This window comes from Tunturibacter psychrotolerans, from assembly GCF_040359615.1.
In the GTDB taxonomy this organism is placed as follows: domain Bacteria; phylum Acidobacteriota; class Terriglobia; order Terriglobales; family Acidobacteriaceae; genus Edaphobacter; species Edaphobacter psychrotolerans.
The window spans coordinates 5,339,394-5,358,126 of sequence record NZ_CP132942.1 but is presented as its reverse complement, the minus strand read 5'-3'; the positions used below and the strand labels follow the sequence as shown (position 1 = coordinate 5,358,126).

The 18,733-nt window shown below is 56.7% G+C and carries 17 protein-coding genes; 10 read left to right on the top strand and 7 right to left on the bottom strand.

The window, feature by feature from the left end:
• Positions 1-22 precede the first annotated feature (22 nt).
• Positions 23-643, bottom strand: coding sequence for a thioredoxin family protein (locus RBB77_RS22430; protein ID WP_353063923.1), 621 nt, complete (start codon positions 641-643; stop codon positions 23-25).
• A gap of 76 nt (positions 644-719) precedes the next feature.
• Here RBB77_RS22430 and RBB77_RS22425 point away from each other — a divergent pair, with 76 nt between their 5' ends.
• A complete protein-coding gene (locus tag RBB77_RS22425; protein WP_353063922.1) occupies positions 720-1,007 on the top strand; it encodes a Dabb family protein in 288 nt (95 codons plus the stop codon).
• Between the two features lie 98 nt (positions 1,008-1,105).
• Positions 1,106-1,582, top strand: coding sequence for an HNH endonuclease signature motif containing protein (locus RBB77_RS22420; protein ID WP_353063921.1), 477 nt, complete (start codon positions 1,106-1,108; stop codon positions 1,580-1,582).
• 106 nt (positions 1,583-1,688) lie between these two features.
• Here the strand turns inward: RBB77_RS22420 and RBB77_RS22415 are convergent, their stop codons facing one another.
• Positions 1,689-3,194 carry a glycosyltransferase family 39 protein gene (locus tag RBB77_RS22415; protein WP_353063920.1) on the bottom strand — a complete coding sequence of 502 codons (1,506 nt, stop codon included), beginning with the start codon at positions 3,192-3,194 and terminating at the stop codon, positions 1,689-1,691.
• A 541-nt stretch (positions 3,195-3,735) separates the two neighbouring features.
• On the opposite strand from RBB77_RS22415, the gene RBB77_RS22410 reads away from it, so the two are divergent.
• Positions 3,736-7,104 carry a vitamin B12-dependent ribonucleotide reductase gene (locus tag RBB77_RS22410; protein ID WP_353063919.1) on the top strand — a complete coding sequence of 1,123 codons (3,369 nt, stop codon included), beginning with the start codon at positions 3,736-3,738 and terminating at the stop codon, positions 7,102-7,104.
• Between the two features lie 110 nt (positions 7,105-7,214).
• Positions 7,215-8,579, top strand: a complete 1,365-nt coding sequence (locus RBB77_RS22405; protein ID WP_353063918.1) for a hypothetical protein — start codon at positions 7,215-7,217, stop codon at positions 8,577-8,579.
• Positions 8,580-8,683: 104 nt separating this feature from the next.
• Here RBB77_RS22405 and RBB77_RS22400 read toward each other — a convergent pair whose 3' ends face one another.
• The gene (locus RBB77_RS22400) at positions 8,684-9,013 is read right to left on the bottom strand and encodes a tautomerase family protein (protein WP_353063917.1); all 330 of its coding nucleotides are present in this window, start codon (positions 9,011-9,013) and stop codon (positions 8,684-8,686) included.
• 122 nt (positions 9,014-9,135) lie between these two features.
• Entirely contained in the window at positions 9,136-9,513 is a 378-nt protein-coding gene (locus RBB77_RS22395; protein ID WP_353063916.1) for a tautomerase family protein, read from the bottom strand.
• Positions 9,514-9,774: 261 nt separating this feature from the next.
• Here RBB77_RS22395 and RBB77_RS22390 point away from each other — a divergent pair, with 261 nt between their 5' ends.
• The 3 genes from RBB77_RS22390 (at position 9,775) to RBB77_RS22380 (ending at position 11,379) form a co-directional block, all read left to right on the top strand.
• Complete coding sequence (locus tag RBB77_RS22390; protein WP_353063915.1) at positions 9,775-10,365, top strand: PEP-CTERM sorting domain-containing protein; 591 nt, start codon at positions 9,775-9,777, stop codon at positions 10,363-10,365.
• Positions 10,366-10,503: 138 nt separating this feature from the next.
• Entirely contained in the window at positions 10,504-11,046 is a 543-nt protein-coding gene (locus RBB77_RS22385; protein WP_353063914.1) for a PEP-CTERM sorting domain-containing protein, read from the top strand.
• 126 nt (positions 11,047-11,172) lie between these two features.
• Positions 11,173-11,379 (top strand): hypothetical protein, encoded by a 207-nt coding sequence (locus RBB77_RS22380; protein WP_353063913.1) that lies wholly within the window; start codon positions 11,173-11,175, stop codon positions 11,377-11,379.
• A 93-nt stretch (positions 11,380-11,472) separates the two neighbouring features.
• Here the strand turns inward: RBB77_RS22380 and RBB77_RS22375 are convergent, their stop codons facing one another.
• On the bottom strand, positions 11,473-11,682 hold the full coding sequence (locus RBB77_RS22375; protein ID WP_353063912.1) for a hypothetical protein: 210 nt from the start codon (positions 11,680-11,682) through the stop codon (positions 11,473-11,475).
• 470 nt (positions 11,683-12,152) lie between these two features.
• Here RBB77_RS22375 and RBB77_RS22370 point away from each other — a divergent pair, with 470 nt between their 5' ends.
• Together RBB77_RS22370 and RBB77_RS22365 are read left to right on the top strand one after the other, a co-directional pair.
• On the top strand, positions 12,153-12,476 hold the full coding sequence (locus RBB77_RS22370) for a PadR family transcriptional regulator (protein ID WP_353063911.1): 324 nt from the start codon (positions 12,153-12,155) through the stop codon (positions 12,474-12,476).
• Between the two features lie 9 nt (positions 12,477-12,485).
• Positions 12,486-15,149, top strand: coding sequence for an ABC transporter permease (locus tag RBB77_RS22365; protein WP_353063910.1), 2,664 nt, complete (start codon positions 12,486-12,488; stop codon positions 15,147-15,149).
• Between the two features lie 473 nt (positions 15,150-15,622).
• On the opposite strand, the gene RBB77_RS22360 is transcribed toward RBB77_RS22365, so the two are convergent.
• Complete coding sequence (locus RBB77_RS22360; RefSeq protein ID WP_353063909.1) at positions 15,623-16,387, bottom strand: ThuA domain-containing protein; 765 nt, start codon at positions 16,385-16,387, stop codon at positions 15,623-15,625.
• A gap of 3 nt (positions 16,388-16,390) precedes the next feature.
• Positions 16,391-17,170 (bottom strand): ThuA domain-containing protein, encoded by a 780-nt coding sequence (locus tag RBB77_RS22355; protein ID WP_353063908.1) that lies wholly within the window; start codon positions 17,168-17,170, stop codon positions 16,391-16,393.
• A gap of 108 nt (positions 17,171-17,278) precedes the next feature.
• Here RBB77_RS22355 and RBB77_RS22350 point away from each other — a divergent pair, with 108 nt between their 5' ends.
• The gene (locus RBB77_RS22350; RefSeq protein WP_353063907.1) at positions 17,279-18,391 is read left to right on the top strand and encodes a YncE family protein; all 1,113 of its coding nucleotides are present in this window, start codon (positions 17,279-17,281) and stop codon (positions 18,389-18,391) included.
• Positions 18,392-18,733 lie beyond the last annotated feature (342 nt).

Below are 18,733 nucleotides of genomic sequence, written 5' to 3'. Positions count from 1 at the left end.
CTCTCCTTCACAAATCGTCAGTCTATTCTTTCCACTTGATATTGCACCCAACAGCGAACCGTTGATTCGTATCCGGCCGCTTGCCTGCGATCACCGCATCCATCGCAGCCCGCAGATCCTTGCCCGTCACAGGAATATCGTTGCCCGAGTCGCCTCTTCGTGGCCGGCTATCATCCAGCTGGCCGCGGTACACCAGCGCCATTCCCGCATCGAACAAAAAGAAGTCCGGCGTACAAGCTGCGTCATAGGCCCGCGCCACCTCCTGCGTCTCGTCATACAGGTAAGGAAAACGAAACCCAAGCCGCTCCGCCTGCTTCTTCATCTCCTCCGGCCCGTCCTGCGGATAGGCCACCACATCGTTTGAAGAGATCGCCGCTATCGCAATCCTGCCCTCGTAGTCTTTCCCAATCCGCGCCAGCTCCTCCTCCACATGCTTTACATATGGGCAATGGACGCAAAGAAACATCACCAGCATCCCGTGGCATCCCGTCGCCGAGCAGTTCGCCGCATCTGCCCGCGCATCCTCTGAGGCCGTCGCAAACACATCGTCCCGCCCGACAGCCTTGCCGCTCACCACATCCACCAGCTCAAATGCCGGAGCCGTACTCCCCAGTGCCACCATCGTCGACTGTGTCTTGGACATCGCGCCCTCCACTTCCTCAACGATCATAGTCAACTCTTGTTACATCGCGAACCGCGAGCCAAATTACTATACCTCCATGATCATCCACACCTTTTGCTTCCGCTGGAAACCCGGAACCACCGATGCTCAAAAAGAGCGAGCCTACGATGAGATCAGCGAACTCCACTCCCAGATCCCCGGCATCCTCGAAACCAACGTCGGGGCCAACTTTTCGCCCCGCTCCCAAGGCTACGAATTCGGCGGCGTCATGAAGTTTGCGGACCGTGATTCGATGGACGCCTACGCAACCCACCCGGTCCATCTCCAACTTCTCTCCTGGCTCGTTCCATTGGTCGAAGCCCTCGAAGTAGACTTCGAAGTCTGATCCTCGCCCAGAGTTAGCTGGACATCCCCCGCTCAAACGGGACAGAACCAGCCTCAACAATTTCGCCGTCCCCCGTTGCACCCTATTCTCGAATCAGCATGATCGTCCCTCGCACCCTCCCCGGCGGCCGCACCACGCGTCAGGCCCTTCCGGTCGGCCCCAACAACCTGCCCCTCTGCCGCTGGTGCGAACTCGAAATTCTGGCCAAACGCCGCCGCACCTTCTGCAGCGACTACTGCGTCCATCAATGGCGTCTCCGCACCGACCCCGGCTACCTCCGCGACCAGGTCCTTGCCCGCGACCGCGGCATCTGCTCCGCATGCGCCATCGACACCATCGCCGCCTACAACGCCCTCAAGCGAGCCCGAGGCCCCGCCCGCGCCGCCGGCCTCCGCCTCTACGGCATGAAGTCCATCGTTGCACGCCGCAGCCTCTGGGACGCCGACCACATTCGTCCCGTCGCCGAAGGCGGCGGCCAGTGCGACCTCGACAACCTCCGCACCCTCTGTCTCCTCTGCCACCGCGAAGCCACCGCCCAACTCCGCCAGCGACTCCGCTTCATCCGTGCAGTCTAAATACGAAAGATCACAAGGAAGCTCAAATCAGAAGCCGTCATCCTGCCCCTGAGCGAAGTCGAAGGGGAAGGATCCCTGTATTTGCTTTTTCTCTCCACCACAGACATCACCCGTAAGCCTGGTACTCCTTCCAGAACTCAGGCCAGGGAAGCCGCGGTGGCCCACACACAAACACACTCCCACCCCGCTCCTCATTCTCCACTCCTTCAGGATTATCGACACGCCCCACCGGCCTGCAGTCCGTAAACATCTTCTCCGCGGTAGCCTTCGAGAATCCCAAAACAATCAGCGTCGTAGGCGGCACCGTCGGGTACCCCCGCAGCCAAGCCGAGTTAGTCCTGCTGATAGGCATCGGCAAACCATATGCAGGCCCCAGAATCTCCAGCGCGCCTTGCTCTCCATAGTTCGCAGTAAACACGCCAACATTCGAGCGTTGCTCAGCGGGAAGGGAATCGCGAATCCCCGCCACCAAACCGACCATCTCCTTCCAGCCAAGCTCCTCGCGCAGATCCCCATTGTTCTTCAGCGCAAACTGCTTTAGCGGCCCATCCGCCGCCAGCGGCACGATAACGGCATAAATAAAGACCCCATAAGCCGCCATCGCAGCAAACCCCACCCCCAGCACAACCCGCCGCCACACTCGCGTAAGCCCAGCGACCCTTCTCTCCCAAACCACGGCACCCATCGCCAGCAGCATCGGATAGGCCGCCGCAAGATAGTACCCCCGCCCCTTACCTACCAAAAAGAGCGCAAACGGAATAAGGTACATCCACCCCAGCATCCGGTATCGCTCGTTCCGAAGAAAATGAATCACCCCGGCGATCCATATAGGAGCCGTAGCCAGGTTCGCGCAGATCACGAACTGGTCTTTCAAAAAACCATTCGCCCGTCCTAGCCTCACATCCCGCGCATGAATATGCCGCAGAAAGTCGGCCGAGATAAATCCATGCCGCGCCTGCCACAAAAAATTGGGCGCAAAGATCACCAGCGCGACCGCCACTCCACCCCAGAACCAGCCACTGGCAAGGTAGCGGCGCGCCGAACTCAACACCATCCCACCCAGAATCCCCGTGATAAAAAACAAGATCGTGTACTTGGTCATCAGCCCCACACCGACAAACACGCCAATTCCGATCCACCACCGCGGATCCTCCGTCTTCAACAACCGAATCACGCAATAAGCGATCAACACCCACCACAGATAATCGAACGAGGAGTATTGAAACTCCGTCCCCTCAAACACCGGCAGCCCCGAGGTCGCCACAGCCAGCGCCGCGGTCACCTGCGCCAGCCGTCCACCGCCCAACTCCCGCGCCATCAACCCCGTCACCACAATCGCCAGTGCCTGGGCAATCACGGAAAACAAGCGCAACCCCACCATGGACACCCCAAACAGCTGCAAACCAACCCGCTCCACAAACGGAGTAAACGGAGGATAGGCGACAAATCCCCAGTCCAGATGCCGCGCATCGCTCAAAAACTGGAACTCATCCCGATGAAATCCGTAGCGACCATTCGTCAACAGATGAATCAGCATTACGGCCAGCGCAATCCCAATCAGCGCCACGGTCTCTGTTCGGGTCTCCCTGCCCGAGCCAATCTCTGTCTGCACCAGAAATCCTCCGTCAGCCGAACGCTACGCAACACATTACACGCGAGTTCACTCTCCGCTGTTTTTGGTCAATTCGCGATCCCGGAACTCCTCCAGGAAAGCCGCCCTCTTTCCCACATTTCCACCCCCATCCACACCACATGCGCCTTGCCATCCGACCCTTCCGCGCCTACCCTCAAATCTGTCCCATTACGGATCAGTAAATCCGCACCCGCCGTGCTGATTTCGCAAAATCCACAGCAAAAACAAAGGTTTTTACCGTTTTGACACATTAACAACGCATAAACAGGGGTATTCGCACAGCCAACACAACATGTTGTGCTTTATACTTGACACACCCCATAAGGGGCGTTACTTTCACGACTGCAGCCACGCAAAAGACGGCCAAAGTTCCTTACATTTCACGACCAGAACGCCGCCGGCTCAGCCAAGCCGGATAAATATCCAGCGCTCTACTCGTTAGTTTTACCTCCCGTTCGAACGCCTTTCGGGAGCATCGACACCTTGGTTTTTTCATCAAATTAGAAGGAGTACTCCCCTCATGGCCACCATTCCCAACCAGACCCATACACAAGGCGCCGCCCAGACCGCATCCGGAGCAGCCAACTTCAAGAATCAGCGCACCCCTGGTCTGACGTTTGATCGCCACTTCACCAAGCCGGGCGTCTCCCCCTACGATGAGATCGTCTGGGAGCTCCGCGACGCCATCATCCAGGACTTCAAGGGCAAGACCATCTTCGAGCAGAAGAACGTCGAGGTTCCCGCCGACTGGTCCATGACCGCGACCAACATCGTCGCCAGCAAGTACCTCCACGGCCTCAACGGCACCGACGAGCGCGAATCCGGCGTCCGCGCCCTCATCACCCGCGTCGCCGAATCCGTCCGCGACTGGGGCATCCGCGAGTGCTACTTCGCCTCCCAGACTGACGCGGACACCTTCTACGCTGAGCTCGCCCACCTCCTCCTCAATCAGAAGGTAGCCTTCAACTCGCCCGTCTGGTTCAACGTAGGTTGCGACCGCCTCGAGCCCAACTCCGACGCTCAGAACTGGCACTGGAACGCCACCACCGGCAAAGTCGAGTTCTCCGTCACCGGCTACACCAAGCCCCAGTGCTCCGCCTGCTTCATCAACTCTGTGCAGGACTCACTCGACTCCATCCTCACCCTCGCCAAGACCGAGGGCATGCTCTTCAAGTGGGGCTCCGGCGCCGGCTCCAACCTCTCCAACATCCGCGGCTCCATGGAGACCCTCTCCGGCGGCGGCACCGCCTCCGGCCCGCTCTCCTTCATGCGCGGCTTCGACGCCTTCGCTGGCGTCATCAAGTCCGGCGGCAAAACCCGCCGCGCCGCCAAGATGGTCATCCTCAACGCCGACCATCCCGACATCGAAGACTTCGTCCAGTGCAAGGTGAAGGAAGAGCAGAAGGCTTGGCATCTCATGCAGGCCGGCTACGACGGCAGCGGTCCCGACTCCGAAGCTTACAGCTCGATCTTCTTCCAGAACGCCAACAACTCCGTCCGCGTCACCGACGAGTTCATGCGCGCAGTCGAGTCCGACGGCACCTTCGTCACCCGCACCGTCAAGGAGCGCACTCCCGTCAAGGAGTACAAAGCCCGCGACCTCATGCACAACATCGCCGAAGCCACCTGGCAGTGCGGCGACCCCGGCATGCAGTTCGACTCCACCATCAACCGCTGGCATACCAGCAAAAACACCGGCCGCATCAACGCGTCCAATCCCTGCTCGGAGTACATGTTTCTCGACGACTCCGCCTGCAACCTTGCTTCCTTCAATCTCCTAAAGTTCCTCACTCCGGGAGGCCAGTTCGACATCCCCAGCTACCGCCACGCCATCGAGATCGTCACCACCGCTATGGAGATCATCGTCGACTCCGCCGGCTACCCCACCGAGATGATCTCGAAGAACTCGCACGACTACCGCCCCCTCGGCCTCGGTTACGCGAACCTCGGCGCGCTCCTCATGGCCTTCGGTCTCCCCTACGACTCCGACGCCGGCCGCGACTTCGCCGCCACCCTCACCTCCATCCTCTGCGGCGACGCCTACTGGCAGTCCTCCCGCATCGCCGAAACCTGCCCACCCCTCGGCGCAGCCACCCCGCTCACGCAACAAGCAGAAATCGCTGGCGGAGCCTGCCCCGGCTTCTACGTCAACCGCGAACCCTTCCTCGACGTCATCCGCATGCACCGCGCCGAGGTCAACAACATCGGCAAGTCCAAGCAGAGCACCGAGCCCTTCTCCGTCCCCCAGCTCGACTCGCTCATCGAAGCCTCCCGCCACGCCTGGGACGGCGCACTCGCCCACGGCGAGAAGCACGGCTACCGCAACTCCCAGGTCACCGTCCTCGCGCCCACCGGCACCATCGGCTTCATGATGGACTGCGACACCACCGGCATCGAGCCTGACCTCGCCCTCGTGAAATACAAAAAGCTAGTCGGTGGCGGCATGATCAAGATCGTCAACAACACCGTCCCCTCAGCCCTCATCAAGCTCGGCTACTCCGAGTCCGAGGTCAACGCCATCGTCAGCTACATCGACGCCACTGGCACCATCGAAGGCGCGCCCGCCATCAAGCCCGAGCACCTCGCCGTCTTCGACTGCTCCTTCAAGCCCTCCAAGGGAACGCGCAGCATCTCCTACATGGGCCACATCAAGATGATGGGCGCCACCCAGCCCTTCCTCTCCGGAGCCATCTCCAAGACCGTCAACCTCCCGCAGGACTGCTCCGTCGACGACATCGCCGAAGCCTACATGGAGAGCTGGCGCCAGGGCCTCAAGGCCGTAGCCATCTACCGCGACAACTCCAAAGGCACCCAGCCCCTCAACGTCACCGCGCAAACCGACGCCGACAAGAAGGGAACCCGCGCCTCCAACGCCATAGCCCCCGTAGCCGCAGGCTCCATCGAAATCGAGGAAGCCGTCGAAGCCGCCAAGGCCGCCTCACGCCAGCAGCTCACCGAGGCCATGGAGACCGCCACCGCCGCCCACACCCGCATCCACACCCTCGAAACGCAGCTCAAGCAGATCGCCGAAGCCGCTCTTCAGAACTCCGACGCCGCAGACTCGCAGGCACCGCCCCGCGCCGTCCGCCACCGTCTCCCTGCCGAGCGCGCCTCCGTCACGCACAAGTTCGGCCTCGCCGGACACGAGGGCTACATCACCGTCGGGCTATATCCAAACGGCCAGCCCGGCGAAATCTTCATCCGCATGGCCAAGGAAGGCTCCACCGTCTCCGGACTCATGGACTCCTTCGCCACCGCCGTCTCCCTCGCCCTCCAGCACGGCGTTCCTCTCCGTGTCCTCTGCGAGAAGTTCGCCCACACCCGCTTCGAGCCCTCCGGCTGGACCGGCAACGAGCAGATCGGCTACGCCAAGTCGATCATGGACTACATCTTCCGCTGGATCCAGATCCGCTTCCTCTCCGGACACCAATTCGACCTCTTCGCCGGCCTAAGCCCACAAGCCCAGGGACAAGCCGCCATCCCAACCAGCATCCCCGTCGAAGGCACCGTCAACGCCTCCGGCAACGTCATCATCCCCAATCTCTCCGCATCAGCGGAACACAAGCAGGAGCCCGCACAGTCTTCCTTGTTGTCATCCCGCAGCGGAGCGGAGGGATCTGCTTTTAGCACGTACGACAGCCACGAGCACACCCACACCACCACCCCACCCCAGCAGGGAATCGCGCCCGACCTCAGCGCCCGCAGCGGACTCGAATCCCCCGACCCGATGTCCCTCGAAGACCGCGGCATCTACCACGCCTCCGACGCCATGAAGTCCATGTACGAGATGGGCGACTCACCCTCCTGCGCCACCTGCGGAGCCATCATGACCCGCAGCGGTTCCTGCTACCGCTGCATGTCCTGCGGCAGCACCAGCGGCTGCAGCTAAAAGGCGCTCAAAGATTATGCGTGGCGGCGGTGGTGGAAACAGAAGAGGCTGGCAGAAGTGCTAGCCTCATTCTGTTCCGTATTTGTTAAAGAATTAGGAAAGAAGTTTTGATGATTGAGCCAGCCCAAAAAACAGAGCAAGCTGCTGCTGCAACTCCCGCCCAAGTGCCGCAAAACAAGAGTACTGACGAGTTACTTAGCGATAACGCTAATGCATTCTTACTTAAACTTGATGCACTGTTCGAAACAGCAAACAGAATAATGCTCATCATGATGAATAGTAAAAGGAGGGCTCAAGAAAATCTTCATTCGTACATTCAACCGCTGATGCATGCGAAAAAAGGAAAGACGCTCACTCTAAACGCCGGTTCAAACGAGTATCAAGAATATCTCAAGCTCAAGACGGCAAGAGAAAAAGCTGCCATGGCTGAGAGAATTGTCCCTCAAAGTTTATTGATCAGTATGGTGAGCCAATATGATGCTTTCCTTGTAGCCGCTACCAAGAATCTGTTTCTTCTCAAGCCCGAGAAAATTCGGACCGCTGAAAGAACAATCAGCGTAAAAGACTTAGCAAAGTTCACTTCTATCGAGGAAGTCTTACAAGAGTTAATTGAGGATGAACTGGATGAAGTCTTACGAGGAAGTCATCTCAGCCAGATCCAGTGGGTAGCAAAGAAATTCGACTTTCAAGTGGACCCAAAAGAGCCGCTAATCGAAAAGTTCATAGAGATCACTGAACGTAGAAATTTATGCGTACACAACGAAGGATTGGTTTCGAAGCAATACAAAGATAAAACTAAAGATCTGACGAGAGAGATCGCGCCACTCAAAGAACTTGGGGAACACTTACCTATCAATCGGATGTATCTGCAACAAGCACGAGATGTCCTATTTGAAACTGGTATTAGAACTATCCAGATAGCTTGGAGAAAAATACGGCCTGATCAGAATGCAGAGCAAGACTATCTTTTGATCACTATTATCTTTGAGCTGTTAGTTCGTGAAGACTATACACTCGCTCGCAATATAAGCGATTTCGGGTCCAGTATCCGCGGTGTGGCAAGTGAAGTAAATAAATTAAAAATGTGCATCAACAGAGCCCAAGCTTATAAATGGAGCGGGAAAGAAGAAGAATCCAAGGCAATCGTCAACAAAATTGATTGGGGTGCATCTTCCGCTAACTTTAGGCTTGCAGCGGCTGTTATCAATGATGATTACGAGAGCGTGGCCAAACTAATGGAGATCGTTCCGAAAGATGGCGAGGACGGGATCGACGCTGCCGGTTACCGTCTTTGGCCTCTCTTTAAGGAGATTCGAAAAGTGCCTATCTTTCAGAAAGCATTCGAAGCCAAGTTTGGAGAACCGCTATTGGCGAAAAAGGTAGATATTCCGGTCGAACCAATAGCTGAGCCTGTCGTTTCAGATGGTATCGAAACTTTGCAGAAGCCTGTCACAAATCCGCCGGCGATCAACTAACGGGGGACGGGGCGGGTGGCCCATACATGAACTCAAGCCTATACCTTGGTGCCCCATTCATGCAGTTTCATCGCATGAGTGGGCATTCGCGCCTTGGCGCGAACCTAAACCCACGGATCGCCATTGCCGAATGACCAATCCGAGCGGTCAACGAAAACCATGTTGATCATGATGTCATCAGGGCGCACGGATAGCTTGCTCTTGAGTTCGTCGGCGATATACCGGTAGAAGGCAAGCTTCGACTCCTTGTTATTTCCGACAGTGCTGGTCACTTGGATCAACATGAAATCAGTCGATCGATTCCAACCGAGGAATTTAGGGTCGTAAATCAAATTGTCGGGGGTATGCTCGCCGATGACGATGAAGCGGTCGCCGTCCGGCGCCTTCAGGACATCGACGATCCCCTTGTACACGACGTCGGGCGGGTGGCCCACACATGAAATCGGAGTTGAGATTTGGGGTGGCGGGTGGCCCATACATGAATTCAGCCAATACCTCGGGTGCCCCATTCATGCAGTTTCATCGCATGAGTGGGCATTCGCGCTTTGGCGCGAACCTAAACCCACGGCTCCCCATTGCCGAATGACCAATCCGAGCGATCAACGAAGACCATGTTGATCATAATGTCATCAGGGCGCACGGATAGCTTGCTCTTCAGTTCGTCGGCGATATATCGGTAGAACGCAAGCTTCGATTCCTTGTTATTTCCGACAGTGCTGGTCACTTGTATCAACATGAAGTCAGTCGATCGATTCCAACCGAGGAATTTAGGGTCGTAAATCAAATTGTCGGGGGTATGCTCGCCGATGACGACGAAGCGGTCGCCGTCCGGCGCCTTCAGGACATCGACGATCCCCTGGTACACGACGTCGGCCATAATGGCGCGATACTCCGCAGTCTTTCCTTTAAGCAGATCGATACGAGCAAACGGCATAAGAGTCTCCTCTGGGTGCAGAGTTGGTTGAAAGACGTTCCGATTTCTCTTCCAAGCCGAAGCAGATGATAAGACTTCGTGGGCGGGTGGCCCATACATGAAGTCCAGCCGATACCTTGGGTGCCCCATTCATGCGGTCTCATCGCATGAGTGGGCATTCGAGCGGAGCTCGAACCCTTCCCCACCCACATAAATTCACTTGACGCCCCCAAAAAGCGAGCGCACCCTTATCCCACTGAAAATTCGAGAAGGGAACCACTCATGCGCAAAACTCTCTTCGCCTTTGCAATCCTCGCCTCTGCCTTGTCCATCACCCTAACCGCCCACGCAGACACCATCGACGACTTCGTCCTCACCGGCAATGGCGAAACCGTCACCTTTTCCCTCCCTGCCACAGGGGTCTACACTCTCCATCAACACTTCGATAGCTTCTCCGCGAGCGGTCCCGGAACAATCGACGGAGCGCCTGCCACCGTAGGGGCCACATTTTACGTCCCGTATTTTGAAATCGTTCAGTCAGCTCCCGACCTGACCATCGACTCCAACCCGCAGTCAAACATTCCCGATCTGTATGGCTCCATACCCTACAGCTGGTTTGTTGTGCCCGCGGAATTTCCGAACCCTGAGGACGAGGGAACCTTCAACGTCACCTTTGTTCCGGGAACCTATCAACTTCAAACTGGAAACACCTTCTTCGACCACCCCTTCACTCCACCGCTTCCGTTCACCCTTAGCATCACTCCGGAGACCCCAATCGCTCCCACCCCCGAACCCGCCAGTCTCATTCTGCTCGCCACCGGCGCCCTCGGAGCAATCACCACGCTCAAACGCCGTAAATCCATGGCACCCTAAAGTGGGTTGAGCATTCCACTTCGAATTCAGCGATGTGAGCATGTGAGGGAACCTCTAACATCCCACATAAATTCACTTGACGCCCCCCGAAAGCGAGCGCACCCTTACCTCAAACCCAATCCGAGAAGGGAATCCTCCATGCGCAAAGCTCTCTTCGCACTCCCGCTCTTCGCCTCTGCCCTGATCCTCCCCCGCACCGCCAATGCCGACACCACCGACCTCTTCACCATCACCGGCGACTCCAACACCTACACCTTCACCCTTCCGCAACAGTTCACCTTCCCAGTCGAATACCACCTCGTCACCGTCCCCGCCCCCACCACCACCGGAACCATCAACGGAGTCGGCGGCCAAACCTTCAATGTCCACTTCTACACCGGCATCGGCAACACAGGCGATAGTCTGAGCTTCGACCAGGTAGGTGTTCTCGCCGGTCCCACGCTCATCTCCTTCGTCTCCTCCACCGGCAATACCGACACCGCCGCCATCGACCCCGGCTCCTACCGCCTGATCGACTACGCCCACTCCATCACCGGCCCCGACTACTACGACCTCGCCATCACCCCCGAGACAACCCCGCCAACTCCTCCCGCCGTACCCGAGCCCTCCACCCTCATTCTCCTCAGCACAGGCGCTCTGGCTCTCCTCCTCGCCACTCGCATAACCCCACCCACCTCCTGAACTTAGCCTCATTGCCGCACGCGGGTGCCTCAAGATCGCATGATCGGGCCTTCGAGCGAAGCGCGGTTCTCCAGGACGATCAATGAAAAAAGCAGTACCCTGAATGAGAACGAAGCGCAGGAGACCATGCCTCAATCACCGCGTGAGTTACTCGAAGAAGAGTTGAAGTCCGTCGTGCGAGATATCCAGGCGATCGAGGACCAGATCGCAAACGATCCCCCCGACACCACTGGCGAACTCCTCCGCATGCGAGAGATTCAGCGCACCTATCGCGGTATTGCTGCAAGTATCAAGCAGGCCATTGCGTTGGAAGACTCACGCTCCATAGCATGAGTCAAATCCAGCGTCACCAAACCCAATAGCAACTCGGCAAAAGATCACCAACAAAGACGTCATCGACCTGGCCGCCCCCTCCGACGAGATCGCTCATTCCCAGAACGGGAAAGCCCAAAAAATAAATCCAGAATCCGTGTCACATTTTTCATCACCACAAAAGACGACTGCTGAATCACCACATCCACCACGCAAAACACCACACCCACACCACAAAATCACCACACCAAAACGCCAAAATTTCTCAAAAACCCAACAAAACACCACAAACTCCTCCCTCAAAAAAAGTTCTCTCAGCGCCACAAAATTAACCTGCGAATCCACCCCATACACACAACGGTCTTACTTTGGTCCGAGCTTCAGCGCACGCGGGTATCATCGCGAACAAGTGTCCGCAACTAAGCTCAACCTCAGTTTGACGAGAACAGAGCAATGCGCCAATTTGGGCCCCGTTACACAGCTTTAACTCTGGCGGCGCACCCATGTTCTGCAGCGGTGTGGCACGTCGCGACTGCGAACAATCAGTAATAATGTCCCTTCGTTCACCGTTGGATTGGCAAGCTCAGATTCATAGTCACTTGCCCAAATAGCCGGTTTTACGTCCAAGTGAATAACTTCCGGTTTGCCCGTTATTCGGGACTTGCGACTTTCTTGCTAAGACTCCGCATCTTCCCGACACGAAAGAATCAGCGTAGAGAGAGTGAGTCCTTATGGACTTCCCCTTGACACTCGACAAGAGACAGGGCATTCTCTTGTAGAGAGCCGAGGGGAACGTGTCGCCATCTACTGATCTACTCCAAGGAACGTTAGATTTGCTTGTCTTAAGGACTCTTGCCCTGGAGCCGATGCATGGATGGGGTATAGCCCAGCGCATTCAGCAGGTTTCCAGGGATGCACTGCAGATTGGACAAGGATCACTGTATCCGGCGCTCCATCGGTTGGAATACAAGGGATGGGTTCTGGCGGAGTGGCGGGCATCAGAAAACAACCGCAGAGCCAAGTTCTACTCGTTGACGCGAACAGGTCGAAGGCAGCTAGAAGCCGAACTGAAAGATTGGGAACGAGTCTCGACAGCAATCGCTCTGGTACTCAAGTAGGAGATTTTGATGCTCAAAGAATGGCTAACTCGTCTTCGATTCCTGATGAATTCCAAGTCTCATAATGAGATCGACGAAGAACTGCAGTTTCACCTTGAGCAGCAGATTCAAGCAAATATTGCCGCAGGCATGACGCCGCTTGAATCTCGCCGGCAGGCGGTTATAGCGTTCGGAGGAATGGAGCGGACACGACAGCAATCCCATGAGCAACGGCCCGGTTATCTCGCCAAGACGCTACTTCAAGATGTTCGTTACAGCATCCGCGGCTTCCGTCGCAATCCTATCTTTACCATCACCATTGTCGCAACTCTCATGCTTGGCATTGGAGCGACCAGTGCAGTCTTCAGTGTGGTCGACCGCATCCTGTTCCGCCCACTACCTTATGCGAATGATGGACGAATCGTTTCTCTAGGTCTGGTTCAACCGCTCGAGACCCAGGAATTCCTACTTAGCGGGTTTTACTATGACTGGCGCAGCAAGCAGAAAGTCTTCGCGTCGATGACATCCGAAAGCGCGAGCACGGGGGAGTGTGACCTGACCGAAGGCACACCCATGCAACTCGATTGTCCGTCTGTCGAAGGAAATTTCTTGTCCACACTCGGCGTTTCGCCCGTGCTCGGACGCAGTTTCCTGTCTGAAGAGGCCCGACCCGGTGGTCCTAGAGCGGTTCTTATCTCATACGGCTTATGGAATAGTCGGTTCAACCTCGATCCAGGAATCCTGAACAGGACCATCAGGATTGATGGTGCACCCACCCGTGTCATCGGAGTACTTCCTAAAGACTTCGAGATGCCTCGACTACAGGCGGCCGATATTTTGTTTCCCCTTTCTGTCGACGAGGCGGCTGATCGAGTAGCCAATGGCGGATTCGGCACTCCACGCAGAGTCTTCGCCACGCTCAACCCTGAATCTACTGTTCAGCAAGCTGATACCGCCTTGCAGCCACTCTTCCAGCAGAGCAGGAACCAAATTCCGTCAGAGATCCGTTCTGATTTCCATCTTAAGGTTCGTTCGCTGCGCGACCGCCAGATGCAGGACGTGCGCCTTACAGCATGGGTCCTGCTCGGTGCCGCGTTTGCTGTGTTGCTCATCGCATGCGCCAACGTCGCGAGCCTGTTGATGGCACGGGGTGCTGCGCGTCAGCGCGAACTTGCAGTCCGCTCTGCCCTCGGGGCCAGTCGGGCCAGACTGGCGAGCCAGGCGCTTATCGAATCTCTTCTACTCTCAATGGCTGGAGCGGTTGCGGGCTGCGTGCTTGCGCAAGGACTTCTTCATGTCTTCATTGTCATAGCCCCGTCAAACATCCCATATCTAAGTATGGTTCACTTGGATCTTCGAATCGTTGGGTTTACTGTCATCCTTTCAATTCTGTGCGGCGTCTTCTTCGGTCTTGCGGTTGCTCTTCAGAGGCCGGAGGGCCGAATGCTGAGTGGACGCACCCGTACCTCCGTCTCTAGCGCCAGCGTGCGCCAGTGGCTCGTTGTCGCGCAAATCTCAGCAAGCATGGTCCTGCTCGCGGTGGCCCTCCTATTGGTACGGAGTTACCGCAATCTCGAAGATCAAAACCTAGGCATTCGCGCCGACAACACCGTCACGGCCAGAATTACGCTGGGAGAGCACAGCTACCCCACACCGCAAAGCGAGCTCGACTTTTTTCAACGTCTGACTGCTCGGCTTCGGTTCAGTCCGGGCATCAGTTTGGTCTCAATCAGCGACTCTGTCCCACCAGCAGAGAATCAGTTCAGTGGGCGTTTTCAGGAGATTGCTATCGAAGGAAGACCGCTCTATCCTCCCGGTACTGGTGGTGTTGTTGCAAAGCGCAGGGTTTCACCCGAGTACTTCAACGCACTCGATATCCCCATCGTGCAGGGTGAAGGCTTCCGCGATGAGGACATGACCTCGACTCGTCGCCCCATCATCCTGAGCAAACGTCTAGCCTCGTTGCTATTCCCGAATGAGTGTCCTATTGGTCACCGCTTGCGCTTCGACCGACTCATGGCCTCAAACCCATGGAGCACCATCGTAGGGGTCTCGGCAGACGTCAAAAACAGCGGCCTCGCCAACGAAGATGTTCCGGAGTTCTATTTGTTACGAAGGAATCTTCCGGAAGACTGGAGAGCCGGTGGCGTCTGGGGCCGAACCTCCGTCGTAGTCGTTCGCAGCTCATTGCTGCCGGAAAAGACCGCGCTCTTGGTTCGCTCTCAGGTTGCGGCTCTCGATCCAACTCTGCCAATCGACATCGCCACCCTGAGCGAACGAGTTAGCAAGCTCGCCGATCAACCAAAATTCCAATCCCTGCTCATGAGCTTCTTCGCCTCGACAGGTTTTGCTCTTGCACTCATAGGACTTTACGGAGTTATTGCTTTTCTGGTCGCACAACGAACTCACGAGATCGGCGTACGCCTGGCATTGGGAGCAGACAGGAGTGACATCGTGCGCCTGGTAATCAGACGAAGCCTGAGGTTGATTATCCTGGGGACAGTTCTTGGCGTTATGCTCGCCCTGCTGGCTACGCGCCTACTCGCAAATCTTTTGTTCGGCGTCCGTGTTCACGATCCAGCCACATTTGGTGTTGCCGCGGTGCTATTGGTACTGGTTGCGCTAATAGCGACGCTGGTTCCCGCCCGAACTGCGAGCAGAGTAGATCCAACGGTCGCCTTGCGGTGTGAATGAACTATCTAACGAAGTGAACGACGGAAGCGATTTGTTTTTTTCCGGATTGCCCGTGATAGGACCGGAACTCGGAAGATTCGTCATCATTTGGAATCAAATAGAGAATCTCTTAGCTTCTTACATTCTGTCTCAATTCAATCGTGGGCGGTTCGCTCGACCAACCGGGAGTTAAGTGACGAGAGGCTCGTTTATGACGACTAACCTGCGTGGTTACTCCGACTCCTCCCCTGAAATACTGAGATAGAGCTCCCATGTGGCGCTTGCAATAGCTGATTGAGTGGAATGTTCTAAGGCCAGAGCATGTCCCAATTTTGAATCGGCACTCATGTGGACAACTCGGGGTTACCACCCCAAAACGACAAGCCATCCGATAAGGAGTGCTGGCTATCACAAGGCGTCATCAACAAGCATCTCACCAACCGCGGGAAACCCTTGGTGCGAAGCCATGTGATCGCACTCGCGCCACGGTCCACCTAATTCTGCGGCCTGCCCAGCCACAACAGCGAGTTCTCGAAGAGCGTGCGTATCTCTGGAGTGCTCAGCACCTTGTCGCCGTGGCCAATGTTCAGATACAACATCCTGAATTTCTTATTTGTCCATACCAGCGGGCAATCCCCCGAGAGCAGACGATCCTTGAAACCCAGCGGATAGTTCGAAGGATCCAGCGTCACCAACACCTTCACAGCGGGATTCGCCCGCGCGGAGGGCTTCCACACATACCACTCGTTCGCAGGCGCCACAAAGCTGCGCGGTAATCCCTTCACTACCGGATGTGTCGGGTCATCAACGTGGAGCGTTGCAGGAAGGGGAGGCCAGTTGTTCGCGAAGAACACCGCCCCGCCCAAGAAGTCCACAAACCAGCGCCACGTCGTGCTGCGGTCGTTATAGCCCGAGACGTGGGTTCCCAGCCATGCACCCCCATTGCTCATATATCTCTCGAACGCCGCGCGTTCCTCCGAAGTGTCAGGTTGTCCGTTCAGCCACACCACCACTTGCGTCTTCGCCAAAGTCTCCGGGTTCATCTCCTTCCAGTCTGTGGTTGCTCGAAACTCGAAGTGGTCGCGCACCGCAGCCTCGGTAAAGAACTCAATCGCCTGGCGTGCAAAGTCCGAGTGATCCACCTCGCCCTCCGTAGTCCAGAACGCGAGTACGCGGAACGGTGCATTTTGCGCGTGTGCGCTCGACATCACCGCAAATGCGATGACAAGAATTGCAGCCGCTCTCAGATATATGCGCATTCCTCATTCCGCCGCCCAGTGAATTGCATTCAGAAACAGCTCTTGGAAGTTCGCGTTGCCCAGCAGCTCTCCATGATGGCCGAACTGGAAGTAGACGTTCCGGGCCTTGTAGTGTTCATTACTCCACACGACCGGGTGATCCCCCATCTTTACCTCACGCGCCGGCTGATAACTGCCTTCATCCACGTTTGCCAGCACATGCACATTCGGCCGCGGAGACCGGTCGTACGTGTACCACTCGTCGTTCTCGATCACAAAGCTCTTCGGAAGTCCCTTCATCACCGGATGCTTCGGAGCCTCCACATGAACCGTGCCCGTCGCAAACTCCGGAATATAGCTCTTGAACTGGATCCGGCCCATGAAGTCGTAAAAGAACGGCGACATCTCGAACCCGTCGAACTTCCCCAGCAGGGTCGCATGATGAAACCCGATATAGCCGATCGTTCCTAGCTCCATCGCCTTCTTGAACGCGGCCTCTGCCACCGGTGTCCACCGGTACGGCGGATAATTCAACTGCACGAACAGCTTGTGCTGCGCCAGATAATCATCCGTGATCGGATCTGTCGTGCGAATATAGTCCACCGCGAAACCTTCCTTCGCTCCCGTCTTCTCCAGGAACTCGAGCGCGGCATCCACAAAGCCTTGGTGCAGCCCATTGCCGGCCTCCGCCAGCGCGATCATGCGGTACCGAACCGGCGCTGCGGATTGTGAGCGCGAGGGCGCTATCGAAAAGAACTCCAGCATCAGAAGCGCAGCGAAATGGAAGTTGCGGAGACGTGGCATAGGTTTGGGCGGTTCTGTCTCAATCGATTCGGTTCTGGGTGTAGGAATCCATACTAACCGCGAATCCTGCGGCGCGCTGCGTGGCCCGGTTGCTATCGTGTTGTTGCCATGGCATCTTGCCTTCGCCTCCTTTTCTGGGCCTTCATTGCATCCCTCCTGGGAGGCTGCGCGTGTGGAAGCGTCTGCGGTCAGGCGCTCACGTCCGTTCCACCCCTCGGAACTCTCATCTCCGATCGTGGCATAGTGCTCAACGCCGCCGCGCACAAGATCTACGCTGTCGATCAGGCCCACGGAGCCGTGGTCGTCATCAACAGCCGGACCGGTGTAGCCACAAGCATAGCCACCGGAACGCGCCCCGAAGCCATCGCCGTCAACAATGCGACCAATCGTATCTACGTGGTGAACTCCGGCGCCGGCAACGTAAGCGTCATCGACGGCGCCGTTGATCGAGTTACCGGCACCATCAAAACGGATCGCCGGCCCTACTACATCGCTGTCAACGAAGCCACCAACAAGGCGTACGTCTCGAACACCTTCAGCAAGGTGATGACCGTACTCGACCTCTCCACCGATACTCCCAGCGACTGGGCCATCGGATCCGGAGACGCCGTCGCCGTCGATTCGAAAAGCAATCAAGTTTATCTGCTAGGGTACGAAGATCCCAATCTCCGCATCATGAACGGAGCGACCGGCGAGGTCACCCGTGAGCCTGTCGGAAGCATCCATGCCTGGGCTCTGGCCATCGATCAAGGAATCCGCAAGCTATATGTAACCGGGGTTGGTTCTGCCGACGTGCTCGTCGTCGATCTCGAATCGCGCACACACACGGTTATCAAGGTCGGCAACTATCCCTGCGCGATCGCGGTGAACCCGAAGACCCATATGGCCTACGTCACCAACTACGCCGACAACACCGTCAGCGTCATCGATGGAGTCAGCGGCAAAGTCAAAGGCACGATTCCGGTCGGCAGCCATCCGCAATCCGTCGCGGTCGATCCCACCAGGGCTCGGGTGTACGTAGGCAACATGCAGGGCAACAACATAAGTGTTATCGACGCCTCACGCATGAAGATCATTCAGACATTGCCTGCAGGCAGTCACCCTTACGCGGTCGTGACCGACCCCGAGACCGGCGCAGTCTACGCGGGCAATATGCTCGATCCAGAGAACTCGGAAGCCCCTGTCTACACCGCCGTCATCACCGCGAAAGCGACAAAATAGCCACCCCATCGCACGATCAACATTAAAGTTTTTCCCGTCGCTGTCCGACCATAGGGCTGTTCCTCACGAATGAAATGAGGTGCAAGCTATCGCATCTATCGCGCTGCTGCACCGTCCACAAACCCTACTAAGTCGGCTTGTGAGATGTTACGGTCACTCCCGGATTACGGCTACACGGAAATTACCGCCAAGGATAGGTAATGTCCGTGTGGCCGATGACACACCCGGAACTTAGGTATAGGGATGACAGAACCCTCACTGAGTGACTCGCCCTGTTTGTCGCCAATAGACACTCCATTTCCAGCTCAAGAACCAGACCTGGCAAGAGTGATTCAAAAGACC

Bases quoted from the DNA above. Each gene is read 5' to 3' on its own strand.
- RBB77_RS22430 (WP_353063923.1), bottom strand. From the start codon at position 643: ATGTCCAAGACACAGTCGACGATGGTGGCACTGGGGAGTACGGCTCCG.
- RBB77_RS22425 (WP_353063922.1), top strand. From the start codon at position 720: ATGATCATCCACACCTTTTGCTTCCGCTGGAAACCCGGAACCACCGAT.
- RBB77_RS22420 (WP_353063921.1), top strand. From the start codon at position 1,106: ATGATCGTCCCTCGCACCCTCCCCGGCGGCCGCACCACGCGTCAGGCC.
- RBB77_RS22410 (WP_353063919.1), top strand. From the start codon at position 3,736: ATGGCCACCATTCCCAACCAGACCCATACACAAGGCGCCGCCCAGACC.
- RBB77_RS22405 (WP_353063918.1), top strand. From the start codon at position 7,215: ATGATTGAGCCAGCCCAAAAAACAGAGCAAGCTGCTGCTGCAACTCCC.
- RBB77_RS22395 (WP_353063916.1), bottom strand. From the start codon at position 9,513: ATGCCGTTTGCTCGTATCGATCTGCTTAAAGGAAAGACTGCGGAGTAT.
- RBB77_RS22390 (WP_353063915.1), top strand. From the start codon at position 9,775: ATGCGCAAAACTCTCTTCGCCTTTGCAATCCTCGCCTCTGCCTTGTCC.
- RBB77_RS22385 (WP_353063914.1), top strand. From the start codon at position 10,504: ATGCGCAAAGCTCTCTTCGCACTCCCGCTCTTCGCCTCTGCCCTGATC.
- RBB77_RS22380 (WP_353063913.1), top strand. From the start codon at position 11,173: ATGCCTCAATCACCGCGTGAGTTACTCGAAGAAGAGTTGAAGTCCGTC.
- RBB77_RS22365 (WP_353063910.1), top strand. From the start codon at position 12,486: ATGCTCAAAGAATGGCTAACTCGTCTTCGATTCCTGATGAATTCCAAG.
- RBB77_RS22360 (WP_353063909.1), bottom strand. From the start codon at position 16,387: ATGCGCATATATCTGAGAGCGGCTGCAATTCTTGTCATCGCATTTGCG.
- RBB77_RS22355 (WP_353063908.1), bottom strand. From the start codon at position 17,170: ATGCCACGTCTCCGCAACTTCCATTTCGCTGCGCTTCTGATGCTGGAG.
- RBB77_RS22350 (WP_353063907.1), top strand. From the start codon at position 17,279: ATGGCATCTTGCCTTCGCCTCCTTTTCTGGGCCTTCATTGCATCCCTC.